The organism is Psychroflexus curvus (assembly GCF_020164585.1).
GTDB classification, from domain to species: domain Bacteria; phylum Bacteroidota; class Bacteroidia; order Flavobacteriales; family Flavobacteriaceae; genus Psychroflexus; species Psychroflexus curvus.
This window is the reverse complement of the sequence record NZ_JAIQZF010000009.1, coordinates 63,268-75,381: the sequence shown is the minus strand read 5'-3', so window position 1 is coordinate 75,381 and position 12,114 is coordinate 63,268. Positions and strand designations below refer to the sequence as shown.

General features: G+C 37.2%; 14 protein-coding genes, 1 tRNA gene and 2 pseudogenes. 4 read left to right on the top strand and 13 right to left on the bottom strand.

Annotated elements, in window-relative coordinates:
- Position 1: 1 nt before the first annotated feature.
- From LB450_RS12920 to LB450_RS12900, 5 genes are all read right to left on the bottom strand, one after another.
- Positions 2 to 436 carry a hypothetical protein gene (locus LB450_RS12920; RefSeq protein ID WP_224489611.1) on the bottom strand — a complete coding sequence of 145 codons (435 nt, stop codon included), beginning with the start codon at positions 434 to 436 and terminating at the stop codon, positions 2 to 4.
- 5 nt (positions 437 to 441) lie between these two features.
- Positions 442 to 1,224 carry a MotA/TolQ/ExbB proton channel family protein gene (locus tag LB450_RS12915; protein WP_224489609.1) on the bottom strand — a complete coding sequence of 261 codons (783 nt, stop codon included), beginning with the start codon at positions 1,222 to 1,224 and terminating at the stop codon, positions 442 to 444.
- 60 nt (positions 1,225 to 1,284) lie between these two features.
- Positions 1,285 to 1,374, bottom strand: a tRNA-Ser gene (locus LB450_RS12910).
- Positions 1,375 to 1,453: 79 nt separating this feature from the next.
- On the bottom strand, positions 1,454 to 2,473 hold the full coding sequence (locus LB450_RS12905; RefSeq protein ID WP_224489595.1) for an asparaginase: 1,020 nt from the start codon (positions 2,471 to 2,473) through the stop codon (positions 1,454 to 1,456).
- 13 nt (positions 2,474 to 2,486) lie between these two features.
- Positions 2,487 to 3,254: a TatD family hydrolase gene (locus LB450_RS12900; RefSeq protein WP_224489589.1), complete on the bottom strand. Its 768-nt coding sequence runs from the start codon at positions 3,252 to 3,254 to the stop codon at positions 2,487 to 2,489.
- 50 nt (positions 3,255 to 3,304) lie between these two features.
- Between LB450_RS12900 and LB450_RS12895 the strand changes: the two genes are divergently transcribed.
- Positions 3,305 to 3,742 carry a retropepsin-like aspartic protease gene (locus tag LB450_RS12895; RefSeq protein WP_224489587.1) on the top strand — a complete coding sequence of 146 codons (438 nt, stop codon included), beginning with the start codon at positions 3,305 to 3,307 and terminating at the stop codon, positions 3,740 to 3,742.
- A gap of 82 nt (positions 3,743 to 3,824) precedes the next feature.
- On the opposite strand, the gene LB450_RS12890 is transcribed toward LB450_RS12895, so the two are convergent.
- Together LB450_RS12890 and LB450_RS13870 are read right to left on the bottom strand one after the other, a co-directional pair.
- The gene (locus LB450_RS12890) at positions 3,825 to 4,127 is read right to left on the bottom strand and encodes a helix-turn-helix domain-containing protein (RefSeq protein ID WP_224489582.1); all 303 of its coding nucleotides are present in this window, start codon (positions 4,125 to 4,127) and stop codon (positions 3,825 to 3,827) included.
- Positions 4,111 to 4,385 (bottom strand): annotated as a pseudogene (locus LB450_RS13870) (type II toxin-antitoxin system RelE/ParE family toxin); the annotation flags it as partial. The pseudogene LB450_RS13870 and the gene LB450_RS12890, both read right to left, overlap by 17 nt.
- A gap of 168 nt (positions 4,386 to 4,553) precedes the next feature.
- Here LB450_RS13870 and LB450_RS13865 point away from each other — a divergent pair.
- Positions 4,554 to 4,664 (top strand): annotated as a pseudogene (locus LB450_RS13865) (acid protease); the annotation flags it as partial.
- A gap of 260 nt (positions 4,665 to 4,924) precedes the next feature.
- Here the strand turns inward: LB450_RS13865 and LB450_RS12875 are convergent.
- The 4 genes from LB450_RS12875 to LB450_RS12860 form a co-directional block, all read right to left on the bottom strand.
- Positions 4,925 to 5,284 carry a DUF5615 family PIN-like protein gene (locus LB450_RS12875; protein WP_224489580.1) on the bottom strand — a complete coding sequence of 120 codons (360 nt, stop codon included), beginning with the start codon at positions 5,282 to 5,284 and terminating at the stop codon, positions 4,925 to 4,927.
- Entirely contained in the window at positions 5,284 to 5,514 is a 231-nt protein-coding gene (locus LB450_RS12870; RefSeq protein ID WP_224489578.1) for a DUF433 domain-containing protein, read from the bottom strand. Before LB450_RS12870 ends, LB450_RS12875 begins: the two co-directional genes overlap by 1 nt.
- 300 nt (positions 5,515 to 5,814) lie before the next feature.
- The gene (odhB, locus tag LB450_RS12865) at positions 5,815 to 7,107 is read right to left on the bottom strand and encodes a 2-oxoglutarate dehydrogenase complex dihydrolipoyllysine-residue succinyltransferase (protein WP_224489576.1); all 1,293 of its coding nucleotides are present in this window, start codon (positions 7,105 to 7,107) and stop codon (positions 5,815 to 5,817) included.
- Between the two features lie 20 nt (positions 7,108 to 7,127).
- Positions 7,128 to 9,950, bottom strand: a complete 2,823-nt coding sequence (locus LB450_RS12860) for a 2-oxoglutarate dehydrogenase E1 component (protein ID WP_224489574.1) — start codon at positions 9,948 to 9,950, stop codon at positions 7,128 to 7,130.
- Positions 9,951 to 10,140: 190 nt separating this feature from the next.
- On the opposite strand from LB450_RS12860, the gene LB450_RS12855 reads away from it, so the two are divergent.
- Together LB450_RS12855 and LB450_RS12850 are read left to right on the top strand one after the other, a co-directional pair.
- Positions 10,141 to 11,115 (top strand): polyprenyl synthetase family protein, encoded by a 975-nt coding sequence (locus LB450_RS12855; protein WP_224489572.1) that lies wholly within the window; start codon positions 10,141 to 10,143, stop codon positions 11,113 to 11,115.
- On the top strand, positions 11,116 to 11,466 hold the full coding sequence (locus tag LB450_RS12850) for a hypothetical protein (RefSeq protein WP_224489570.1): 351 nt from the start codon (positions 11,116 to 11,118) through the stop codon (positions 11,464 to 11,466).
- Positions 11,467 to 11,530: 64 nt separating this feature from the next.
- Here LB450_RS12850 and LB450_RS12845 read toward each other — a convergent pair whose 3' ends face one another.
- Both LB450_RS12845 and LB450_RS12840 read right to left on the bottom strand, forming a co-directional pair.
- Positions 11,531 to 11,848, bottom strand: coding sequence for a type II toxin-antitoxin system RelE/ParE family toxin (locus tag LB450_RS12845; protein WP_224489568.1), 318 nt, complete (start codon positions 11,846 to 11,848; stop codon positions 11,531 to 11,533).
- Positions 11,839 to 12,081, bottom strand: a complete 243-nt coding sequence (locus LB450_RS12840) for a hypothetical protein (RefSeq protein WP_224489566.1) — start codon at positions 12,079 to 12,081, stop codon at positions 11,839 to 11,841. The genes LB450_RS12845 and LB450_RS12840 overlap by 10 nt, the downstream gene beginning before the upstream one ends.
- Between the last annotated feature and the right edge of the window lie 33 nt (positions 12,082 to 12,114).

Below are 12,114 nucleotides of genomic sequence, written 5' to 3'. Positions count from 1 at the left end.
ATTATCTAGTTAAAATTTTTCTCACACTGGATAACAACATCGCTAGGACTGCTAAGGCAGCCAGGATATAAAACGCCGTTAATCCAGTACTTACCAATCTTGATCCGGCTGCAGATAATACATCCCCATCTCTTAAAGCAGTCTCAGTTCCACTTGAAACACCGTAAGAAATAACGAGTATTAAAATAAATGCACCTAAGGAGATTAAAGTCTTTTTCACATTTCCAGTAAACAAAGCTTTAATCGAGAAAAATAAAACTACGAGAACTGTTATTCCCAATATAATGTAGGCAACCCACATGAATGGTGCTAAAACACTTGTCTGCAAAGCCGCATTAGCTTCTATCGCATCATCTCCAGTATTGAGGATTCTCGCAAAGAGAATGGCTCCTACAACACCGAAAACAATTTTTATAATATTAATTATTTTGTTCATACTGATTATTTGTTTTTGTGTGCAACTAAGATGTCGATAAGAGTAATCGAAGCATCTTCCATATCATTTACAATACTATCAATTTTTGCAATGATATAATTATAAAATACTTGAAGGATAATAGCTACAATCAAACCGAATACAGTTGTTAATAAAGCCACTTTAATACCTCCGGCTACCAATGATGGCTGCATATCTCCTGCTGCTTCAATTTTATCAAAAGCCTGAATCATACCTATAACAGTACCCATGAAACCAAGCATAGGAGCAACTGCGATAAACAAAGATACCCAAGATACGTTTTTCTCAAGTTGTCCCATCTGAACACCTCCATAAGCCACTACAGCTTTTTCTGATGCTTCTACACCTTCGTGCATTCTATCAAGACCCTGGTAGTAGATAGACGCTACTGGTCCACTCGTGTTTCTACATACTTCCTTAGCAGCTTCTACACCTCCACTCTTCATGGCATCCTCAACATTTTGAGCAAGTTTTTTGGAGTTGGTTGTTGCTAGGTTTAAGTAAATAATTCTTTCAAAAGCAATAGCTAAACCAAGTATTAAACAAAGAAGTACAATCCCCATAAATCCTGGACCACCTTCAATGAAACGCTTCTTTAATTCTTGATGAAAGCCTTGGCTTTCTTCAGCATCAGCTGCTGCGGCATCGTCTTGTACAAAATTCACAGCTACTTCAGTAAAAATTTCAGAAGAATTGGCTGCATTTAAAGTTGTGTTACCAACTGCCATGATGGCTAAAATGGTTAAAATTGAAAATAATCTTTTCATTGTTGTCTGTCTTAGAATTAATAATTAGTGTTTAATGGTTTTTAGTTTGTTTTAGTAAAGCAGAGAGGAAGGGATTCGAACCCTCGGTTCCGATACAATCGGAACATACGCTTTCCAGGCGTACACCTTCGACCGCTCGGTCACCTCTCTTTATATTAATGAACGATAACTAATACTTAGCAAATAAATAAAAAAAAATACTTTTATAAGAAGAAAAGCACGTTAATTTTTAATTCATTTCACCTCGCAAAGAGGTTTCAAATATAGTTTTAAATACTTTGGGTCCTAAATTTTTTGTCAAAAGATACATCATTTTTCCCACAGCTGCCTCCGTAGTGATGTCTCCTCCGCTTATTACCCCTATTTTTTTTAATCGTTCACTTGTGGCATATTTCCCCATAAACACTGAACCTCCAACACATTGCGTCACATTCACAACATGAACTCCCCTGTCTACGATAGTTTTCAAAAGCTCCAGAAACCACGCATCGGTTTTAGCATTTCCACTGCCAAACGTTTCTAAAACGATCCCTTCAATATGTGGGGTGTTAAAAATATGCTCAAGGGTATTGTAATTTATTCCAGGAAATAATTTGAGAACCAGGATATTGTCATTTAAAAATTTATGGACAATCATTTTCTTTCTCATGTTGGGTTTCATGAGCTTCTCGTAATTTATCTTCAGGTTGACACCCGATTCTGCAATAGGAGGAAAATTGGAAGAGGCAAAAGCTTCAAAATGCTCTGCGTTGACTTTGGTAGTCCTGTTAGCCCTGTATAGTTTATACTCAAAGTAAAGACCGACTTCTTTAATTACTGTTTTGCCGTGTTCCTTTAAACCCGCCAATTGTATGCTGGTGATTAAATTTTCTTTAGCATCTGTTCGCAAATCTCCAATTGGGAGTTGTGACCCAGTGAAAATAATTGGCTTTTTCAGGTTCTCAAACATAAATGATATCGCCGATGCTGAGTAAGACATGGTATCACTCCCATGAAGCACCACAAATCCGTCATAGTCCTCAAAATGCTCTTCTATCAGATTGGCTAACCTGACATAATCTGTAGTGTCCATATCTGAAGAATCGATTGGTTCTTCAAAACTAACCGTACTTATGTCGTGTTCGAGAAGCTTTAATTCAGGAATATTAGATAGCAATTCATCAAAATTGAAAGCGGCAAGCGTTCCTGTTTCAGGATTTTTAATCATCCCTATGGTTCCACCCGTATACACTAGTAAGATTCTGGACATAAGTATATCTGTATTAAATTCCGAAGACGTCTTTAGAATTTTGGGTCGTCTGCTTAGCAATTTGCTCAAGACTCAACCCGTAAAGTTCTGATAGTTTCTCTGCTACTTTCAAAACATAAGAACTTTCATTCCGTTTACCGCGATAAGGCTTTGGAGCAAGGTAAGGGGAATCCGTTTCCAAAACAATATGTTTCAAATCGATTTCAGAAAGAAACTGATCTATCTTTCCATTTTTAAAGGTGACAACGCCTCCAATTCCCAGCTTCATATTGTAACCGATAGCCTGTTCGGCCTGAGCTTTGGTTCCTGTAAAACAATGAAAAATGCCGTACAAATCTTCCCCTTTTTCTTCTTCCAAGACCTCAAAAACCTCATCGAAGGCCTCTCTGCAGTGAATTACAATGGGTAACTTATAGTGTTTTGCTAATTGAATCTGATGCTTAAAGGCTTTGCGTTGCGCTTCAAAGAAGCTTTTATCCCAGTATAAATCGATGCCGATTTCACCAACAGCATAGAATTTCCGCTTTGCTAATTCTTCTTCAATGTGTTTCAGTTCTTGTCCTACGGTTTCGGAAACTGAAGTAGGATGTAAACCCATCATAAGAAACATATGCTCTGGAAATTGTTTTTCCAAATCGTACATAGCCTGTGTGGTTTCTGAATCTATGGCGGGAATAAAGAAACGCTTAATGTTATTATCTATGGCTCTTTGGACCACTTCCGTTCTATCTTCGTTAAAAGCTTCAGAATATAAGTGGGTGTGGGTATCTGTTAGTATCATGGAGCAAATTTATTTAAAACGAAACTTTATATTTGCCCAAAATCCCATAAATGTCATCTTTAAAATCATTTCTAAAAGAAAAAAAATACAAAGCCCTAAAAATGAATAGCACGGAGACCAATCATTACGAGTGTAAAGTCGTCATTAATGATGTGGAAGGCAGTTTTATTATAGATACCGGCGCCTCCAGTTCCTGCATCGATTTCACCTACGCCGATCATTTTAATCTGTTTTCTGAAGACAGCAGCATCAAAGCCGCTGGTGCCGGCGCCACCAATATGCTCACCCGAGCCTCCACCAACAATAAAGTAAGCATTGGGAAATGGACCAAAAAGAAGGTGGATCTGATTTTATTTGATTTGTCTCACGTCAATAAAGCTTTGAGCGATCACGATGCTGAACTGGTTCATGGCATCATCGGCGCCGATATTCTTAAAAAAGGTAAGGCTGTTATTGATTATAAGACGGATTATTTGTATTTGAAGTAGGATTGGTTATTGAAATAATCAATGACATAGAAGTAGTTACTTTGAAATACATTTTTGAATTTAAAAATTATATCTGCTGACTTTATACGTTCAATGATAATTTGAGACTTCCACCTAAACCTTCACGAATAATTCGCATCAAAGTTGAAAGCCGAATATCACTAGCATTGTTTTCAATTCTAGAAATATAACTTTTGGTTGTTCCTACTTTTTCAGCCAGCTGTTGCTGAGTAAGGTTTTTACTCTTTCTGGCTTCCTGTATTAAAACGCCAATTCTAAATGCTTCTAATTCCTCTTGAAATTTTTCTCTGGTGTCTGTTCCTATTTTCCCGTACTTAGCCTCAAGATGGTCGTCCCAGTTTGTCGTGTTATTTTTTGTTTTCATAATATTCTTTTTTAAGTCGTTCTGCCCTTTCTATTTCTGATTTCGGAGTCTTTTGCGTTTTCTTTTGAAATCCACTTAACACAACTACTAAGTTTCCTTTGTCAAAAAAAAAATTCTAAAAATCCCTTTGTTTGCTGATACTCGGATTTCCCAAAGTCCATCGGTGTTAGTCAAACGCTTAAAATACTTTTCCGGAACAATTCTGGTCGTCTGCACTAGAGTCACTGTCCAGTCAATTTTATCCTGCACTTTTGCATTTTGCTTATTGTAAAAATCCTAAAAGTGATTTTTATAAATTTGGATATTTCTTTTGAATTTGCTCAAACCAATACCTAAACATAATTAAAGCAAAGTTAGCTAATTAGATAACATTCGTCAAGTAATTTTCAATTTCTAAACTGGTATGTTTAACCCCTTATCAATTAAGCCTTAAGCGATCACGATGCTGAACTGGTTCATGGCATCATTGGTGCCGACATCCTTAAAAAAGAAAAAGCTGTTATTGATTTTAAGACCGATTATTTGTATTTGAAGTAGTCTCAAATTAACGGTGTAAACCATATCTAGGCACAAAATAATTACCTTGGGATACAAACAGATAAACAAATTCGTAAATTGTTAGACCTCACAGTCCCCAAAGCTTTGGGGACTGTGAGGTCTTGTCAATCAGGTTATAGTGATTCCCGTGGCTTTAAACTTTGATTGTCTGGCTGGTCTCGCCATTCGTTTATGATTGTGTTCTGCTTTTCTAGCTAAGGTCGCTTTGAAATGAGATAAACTTCCGTGAGCCATTTTTGCTATAATTCAATCAAGTTAATATGATCTCTATCAATCTCAAGTAGAAAATTCTGTTTTACATATAATTTTTGAATTGATTTAATATTATCATTAAAAATCCCTATTAATTCTTGATTTGATATGTTTCCTAAATTAATTTTAATAAGTTTTTTAGGTGTTTGATTTACAAAAAATGAATCCCTAAAATCAGAGTCTTTGGAAATAATCACATTATCATTTTGGTCTGCATATTTACATAAGTCAGAATCTTTAGTCTCTGATTTATCTAAGATCTCATTAACATGCATAGATTCAAAACCTAAAGAACCCAAGTGTCTAGCCAATTTATAAGATATATGGACATCGCACAGAAACCTCATTAGGCAACATCTATAATGGTATGACCAGATAAGTATAATTTAGCAAAATTTAAACTTGCTAAAATATCTTCTTTTTCAAGTTCGTTATGATCCTCCAGTATTTGTTCAATACTCATACCAGAGCCCAACATGTCAATTATAACTTCAACAGGCCATCTCATACCTCTAATACAAGGCTTCCCGTGACATATTTCAGGATCTATCGTTATTCTATTTTTAAATTTATCCATGTCCATCATTTTCTCAAAGTTAATACTATTTACTATATTCTTACAATTGTCCGTTTTATTCGACTTGTTGGTAAGGTTCTGCAACTAATAGTTGGTTATTATTAAAATTCATTATGCATTTTTTAACCTACCTCCTCACCTTCAGTCAAAATCCCTCACCAGACTGGATGTTTAAGCTTAGTAGAAACCATCAAGAAATGTATCTAAAGACATAAAAGTAAACTAAAGCAAAATCAGCATAAAAAAACCCTGAAGCTTTGAAAAAACTTCAGGGTTATAATTATATAAAAAGCCAGCTGACTAAAGCTCCAAAGCTTTTTCCACATCACCATCCATCAGGAGTTCTTTTGGATCTTCCAGAGCTTCTTTGATCGCCACCAGAAATCCAACCGACTCACGACCATCGATAATTCTATGGTCATAAGACAGCGCCACATACATGATCGGACGTATTTCTACTTTCCCGTCTATAGCCACTGGTCGTTCCACGATATTGTGCATTCCCAAAATACCACTTTGTGGTGGGTTGATGATGGGTGTAGACAACATAGACCCGAACACCCCGCCATTGGAAATCGTAAAAGTTCCTCCTGTCATTTCATCCACAGTGATTTTACCGTCTCTTGCACGCGTGGCCAGGCGTTTTACTTCCTGCTCAACCCCCCTGAAACCAAGATTCTCTGCATTACGCATCACAGGAACCATGAGACCTTTAGGTCCGGATACCGCGATGCTGATGTCTTTATAATCGTAAGTGATCATTTCTTTACCGTCCACCATAGAGTTGACCGATGGAAACTTATCTAAAGCGCGAACCACAGCTAATGTGAAGAAAGACATAAAGCCTAGACTTACCCCGTGGGTCTCTTTGAACTTCTCCTTGTACTGAGATCTCAGGTCAAAAATAGGCTGCATATTGACTTCATTGAAGGTCGTCAACATGGCTGTTTCATTTTTGGCACTCACCAAACGCTCTGCTACTTTTCTGCGCAGCATAGACATTTTGCTTTTAGACTCGCTGCGTTTGCCCGGACCAGGTGAACCCATAGACGGTTTTGCTTCAGCGTTGACAGCATCGTCTTTGGTGATTCTGCCATCTCTTCCAGTACCTTTCACATCTTTAGGATCGATCCCTTTTTCATCCAGGGTTTTCTTAGCTGCCGGAGACGGGCTGCCTGAAGCGTAAGTATCTTTTTTATCCTCTTGAGTAGACTTTTTATCTTCTTTCTTGTCTTCTTTCTTTTCTTCTTTTTCTTCAGATTTCTTATCCTCTGAGGACTTTTTAGATTTATCCTTATCGTCTTTATCTTCAGATTTGGATTTATCGTCTTTATCCTCACCGCCAGATGGCTTTTTGGCATCAGTATCGATTAAGCAAACGACTTCTCCAACCTGGACCACGTCGCCTTCTTCTGCTTTGAGTGTAATAATTCCTGAAGCCTCAGCTGGTAACTCCAAAGTGGCTTTATCGCTATCCACTTCAGCGACTGCCTGATCTTTTTCTACGTAGTCGCCATCTTTTACTAACCATTCTGCGATTTCAACTTCGCTAATTGACTCTCCCGGTGAAGGGACTTTCATTTCTAAAGCCATAATATTATGTGTTTCGTGTCTTAGTTTTTATTTTTATAATCTTTAATGTTATTGTCTTTTGAAGGATCGAATACGTAGTCGATAACCCCTTCATGTCTCTTCTTAAATCTTGCCTGACTACCTGCTGCCGGAGAACCGTAAAAACGTCTACTACACACTCTAAAGTCTTTAGCTTTATCATATTGCAGCAATAAATGCGTATAAGCTCCCATGTTTCTTGGTTCTTCCTGGGCCCAAACTACATCCTCAGCATTTTTATATTTCTTGATTATTTTATTTAATTCGTCTTTTGGGACTGGAAATAATTGTTCCAGTCTTACCAAAGCCACATCGTTCCTTTCTTCCTCTTCTCGTCTTTTCTTAAGATCAAAATAGAATTTACCAGAGCAAAACACCAGGGTTTTAATGTCTTTTACTTTAGCTTTCGAATCATCGATTACCGTTTGAAAACTTCCTTCAGCTAAATCTTCTTTTGGCGAAATCACCTCAGCATGTCTCAACAGGCTTTTTGGAGTAAAAACAATAAGAGGTTTTCTAAAATCGGTTTTCAGCTGTCTTCTCAGCAAGTGAAAATAATTAGCCGGACTTGTACAGTTAGCTACAAACATATTGTCTTTTGCACAAAGCTGAAGATATCTTTCCATTCGTCCTGAAGAATGTTCAGAACCCTGACCTTCATAGCCATGAGGAAGTAATAAAACAAGACCATTCTGTGTTTTCCATTTATCTTCTGCTGAAGAAATGTACTGATCTATCATGATTTGCGCTCCATTGCTAAAGTCTCCAAATTGAGCTTCCCAAATCGTTAGCGTGGAAGGACTCGCCATAGCGTAACCGTAGTCAAAACCAACAACAGCATATTCTGAAAGAAGAGAATTATAAATATAAAATTTACCCTGATCCTCATTTAGATTATTATGAGGCATGTATTCTTCTTCATTATTTTCTGTTTTAATAACAGCATGCCTGTGAGAAAAAGTTCCTCGCTCTACATCCTGACCAGAAATCCGTACATCGTGACCTTCATCAAGCAGAGTGGCATATGCCAAAAGCTCACCCATTGCCCAGTCCAATTCATTTTTTTCAAAATACATCTTGTGACGAGTTTTAGTGAGTTTTGCTATTTTTCTCATAAAACTTTTATCTTCCGGCAATGTAGTGATAGACTCTGCCAGCTTTGATAATTTGTCCAGGTCGAAAGTAGTGTCTACCGGCTCAAGCATTTTATGTTTATCTGCGTAGTTATATCCCTCCCACTCTTCTTGAAGGATTTTAGTGACCCTGGCATTTTCTTCTTTTTTAGAAACCTCGTATTCTTCGTTGAGTTTAGTCTTTATTTTTTCTTCTAATTCATCCAGGTATTCATCATCAATTACTTCTTCTTCAATCAATTTATTGGCATAAATGTCTCTGGGATTATTATGCTCAGAAATAGCTTTATAAAGCTGAGGCTGCGTAAATCTTGGTTCATCACCTTCATTATGACCATATTTCCTATACCCCAGCAAGTCAATGAACACGTCTCTGCCAAATTCCATTCTATACTGAAGTGCAAAATTCATCGCATGAACTACAGCTTCAGCATCATCTGCATTCACGTGAAGCACTGGAGATAAAGTCACCTTAGCAACATCCGTACAATAAGTAGAAGAACGACCATCTGTATAATTGGTTGTAAATCCAATTTGATTATTCACAACAATATGAATGGTTCCCCCGGTTTTGTACCCGTCGAGTTGTGCCATTTGCACGATTTCATAAGCAATACCCTGTCCGGCAATGGCAGCATCTCCATGAACGACGATAGGAAGAACACTTTGTTCTTCACCAACATAATGATCATCTTGTTTTGCTCTGGAAATACCCTGCACTACAGCTCCAACAGTTTCTAAATGAGATGGATTTGGCGCCAGGTTTAAATTGATTTCTTTTCCTGAATCGGTTTGACGACAAGACGTCCAACCCAAATGGTATTTCACGTCACCATCAAATCCGTCTACTTCGTAGTCCTTACCTTCAAATTCATTAAAAATGTCTTTAGCACTTTTTCCGAAAATATTGACTAAGGTGTTTAATCGACCACGGTGAGCCATGCCCATCACAAATTCTTTTACTCCCATATCGGCAGCACCTTCTATAAGTGCATCCAAAGCAGGAATCAGGGACTCATTCCCTTCCAGAGAAAATCGTTTTTGACCCACATAGCTTTTATGTAAAAAGCTTTCAAAAGTCACCGCTTCATTGAGTCGTCTTAAAATGTTTTTTTTCTGATGTTCTGAAAAATCTGTTTTATTCTGATTTTTATAAATAGTGTCTTGGATCCACTTCACCTCTTCAGGCTTTCGAATATAGGCATATTCAACACCGATGGAATCGCAAAACACATTTTCAAGAAAATCTATAATTTGCTGAAGTGTTGCCTTTCCAATACCAATAATCTCACCGGCTTCAAACTCTAACTCGAGATCGGATTTGGATAATCCGAAGTTTTCTATGTCAAGCTTTGGTGAATATTTACGACGTTCCCTTACAGGGTTTGTCTTGGTAAATAAGTGACCTCGATGTCTGTAACCGTCGATAAGATTGACCACCTGAAACTCTTTCTGAACATTTTCCGGCACCTTAACATCTTCTGCCTCTTTGGTTTCAGCATCTTTTAAAGTGACTGTAGTTGACCCATCAGTGGACTCTCCTTCATGATCACCAGATTCTAAACCGAAATCAAACCCTTGAAAGAAGGCTCTCATACTTGGTTCTACAGCATCAGGGTTTTGTAAATATTGATTATAAAGATCTGCTAATTGCGATGGATGTATCGCGTTTAAAAAAGAATATTTGTCCATATTAAAATTACATCTAGTAAAGTGTAAGACAAAATTACGATTTCTATCCAAAACAAGGCTTTTTTGAAATAAATTTATCATTTCATGTTAGACTCCATTAAAACATAAACAAAATTGAAAATCAAGACTTAACAATTTTCAAAAAAAGGGTGTAGATCGCTTTAATAATTTATTTTTACCGAAAAAATTGATGTTGGATTTAGAAGCTTACAAAACGTCTTTCCTTTCTTTTATGGAAGCTCAACTCCCTCAAAAAGAGCCGAGAAACCTATATGAACCTATAGAATACATCTTACAGCTTGGCGGTAAACGCCTAAGACCTGTTTTGGTCTTAATGAGTGCAGATATTTTTGGCGGGGGGCGTGAAAAGGCGATGAATGCAGCTTTGGCGATTGAGATTTTCCATAATTTTTCTTTGGTTCATGATGATATTATGGACGATGCGCCTTTGCGAAGAGGTAAGCAAACCGTCCACGAAAAGTGGGACATCAACACCGGTATTTTATCTGGAGATGCTATGCTGATCAATGCTTATCAGCTGTTTGAAAATTATCCTGCTGAACATTTCAAACCCTTGGCCAAACTCTTTACCAAAACGGCTATGGAGGTTTGCGAAGGTCAGCAGTATGATGTCGATTTTGAAGAGCGCGATGATGTCACTATCGAGGAGTATCTAAAAATGATCGAATATAAAACCGCTGTGCTCGTAGGAGCAGCCTTAAAAATGGGAGCCATTGTAAGCAATGCTTCTGAAGAGGTACAGGATAAAATATATGAGTTCGGAAGGTTGCTCGGTATTGCCTTTCAGATACAGGATGATTATCTGGACAGCTTTGGAGATCAGGCTGTTTTTGGAAAACAAATAGGCGGTGATATTATAGAAAATAAGAAAACTTACCTATATCTAAAAGCACTCGAGCTTGCAGATTCCAGCAGTGCAGACCAACTCAGGCATTTGTATACCATCTCCCCTGAAGAACCTTTAAGCAAAATTGAAACCGCCAAACAAATATTCGAAGACTCCGGCGCCAAAGCAGCAACTACCGAAAAGATAAAAGCCTACACCGAAGAGGCTTTTAAACACCTGGAACAAATGCAGGTGTCTGAGACAGGCAAGAAATTCCTTAAAGAGTTTGGGACTAATCTTATGAACCGTAAAATGTAAATGAGCATTCCTCAGCAACTTTCCGTTATTACCAGTGCACCAGAAAAGTACGCTGAGACCTGGAAACAGTTGATTTTGCAACTCAATAAAGATCTGGCTTTGGTGGGTCTTACCGAAATTGAATTGAATACCAACATCACCCCTGAAGAATTGTGGGAAGGCTTAAATCCGATTTTTTCTGAACTCATGCATCAAAAAACCTCGAGTTTTATTCATTTGCTTTACAGAATCGATATTCATGAGAATGAAATTCAGCGACTGATGGCTCACGAGGATTTCCTGGAACGCCTGATTCAACGCGTGGTCGAACGCAGTTATCAAAAGGTATACTGGCGGTCGGTTTATAAATAGCCCAGAGTTTAAACCGTGGGCTATTATATTACAAATAAAACTCAGCCTTAAACACGGTTTTGCTTTATTTAGTCCTTTTAATCTTTTCAGGAAACTGATGCGTATCAAAGACATCCATTATTTCAATTTGATTTTGATCAATATTTATCCAGTAGATTAGTTTATAAGATTGATGTAATAGATAACGGAATTGGATTTTTCTACCTTTCAACATTGGCTCAAGTTGTCCAATTTCTGGCTGGTCTTTTAATCTTAAGGTCTGAAAAACATTTTTTTTGATTTCATTTTTCGCAACTCTCAGACTCGCATTCTCTTTTAAATATTTAAAGTTTTGCTTGAGTTCAGCCTTTGCAAAATCTGTCCAAATTATTTTTACTCCCACTTTTCAATTTCTGCTAATAAATCATTTGCTTCGGTTAGTTTTCCATTTTTAGAATCTTCCATCGATTTATCAATTCGAGCATTTAATTCAAGGGCTGACATTGATTCAACTTTATTATGAGCTGAATAATCCTTTTCTATTTGTAATATTTTTTCAAATTTTGAAATTGATTGTTCATTCTGAAGTTTTAAAAACTCCCGAATAAATTCTAGTTTCCTTGTTTCTATACTCATTGTAATGCTTTTACCAAATATACTAATTTATTA

Bases quoted from the DNA above. Each gene is read 5' to 3' on its own strand.
- LB450_RS12840 (WP_224489566.1), bottom strand. From the start codon at position 12,081: ATGAGTATAGAAACAAGGAAACTAGAATTTATTCGGGAGTTTTTAAAA.
- LB450_RS12900 (WP_224489589.1), bottom strand. From the start codon at position 3,254: ATGATACTAACAGATACCCACACCCACTTATATTCTGAAGCTTTTAAC.
- LB450_RS12895 (WP_224489587.1), top strand. From the start codon at position 3,305: ATGTCATCTTTAAAATCATTTCTAAAAGAAAAAAAATACAAAGCCCTA.
- LB450_RS12860 (WP_224489574.1), bottom strand. From the start codon at position 9,950: ATGGACAAATATTCTTTTTTAAACGCGATACATCCATCGCAATTAGCA.
- LB450_RS12875 (WP_224489580.1), bottom strand. From the start codon at position 5,284: ATGAGGTTTCTGTGCGATGTCCATATATCTTATAAATTGGCTAGACAC.
- LB450_RS12905 (WP_224489595.1), bottom strand. From the start codon at position 2,473: ATGTCCAGAATCTTACTAGTGTATACGGGTGGAACCATAGGGATGATT.
- LB450_RS12870 (WP_224489578.1), bottom strand. From the start codon at position 5,514: ATGGATAAATTTAAAAATAGAATAACGATAGATCCTGAAATATGTCAC.
- odhB (WP_224489576.1), bottom strand. From the start codon at position 7,107: ATGGCTTTAGAAATGAAAGTCCCTTCACCGGGAGAGTCAATTAGCGAA.
- LB450_RS12850 (WP_224489570.1), top strand. From the start codon at position 11,116: ATGAGCATTCCTCAGCAACTTTCCGTTATTACCAGTGCACCAGAAAAG.
- LB450_RS12890 (WP_224489582.1), bottom strand. From the start codon at position 4,127: ATGAAAACAAAAAATAACACGACAAACTGGGACGACCATCTTGAGGCT.
- LB450_RS12915 (WP_224489609.1), bottom strand. From the start codon at position 1,224: ATGAAAAGATTATTTTCAATTTTAACCATTTTAGCCATCATGGCAGTT.
- LB450_RS12920 (WP_224489611.1), bottom strand. From the start codon at position 436: ATGAACAAAATAATTAATATTATAAAAATTGTTTTCGGTGTTGTAGGA.
- LB450_RS12855 (WP_224489572.1), top strand. From the start codon at position 10,141: ATGTTGGATTTAGAAGCTTACAAAACGTCTTTCCTTTCTTTTATGGAA.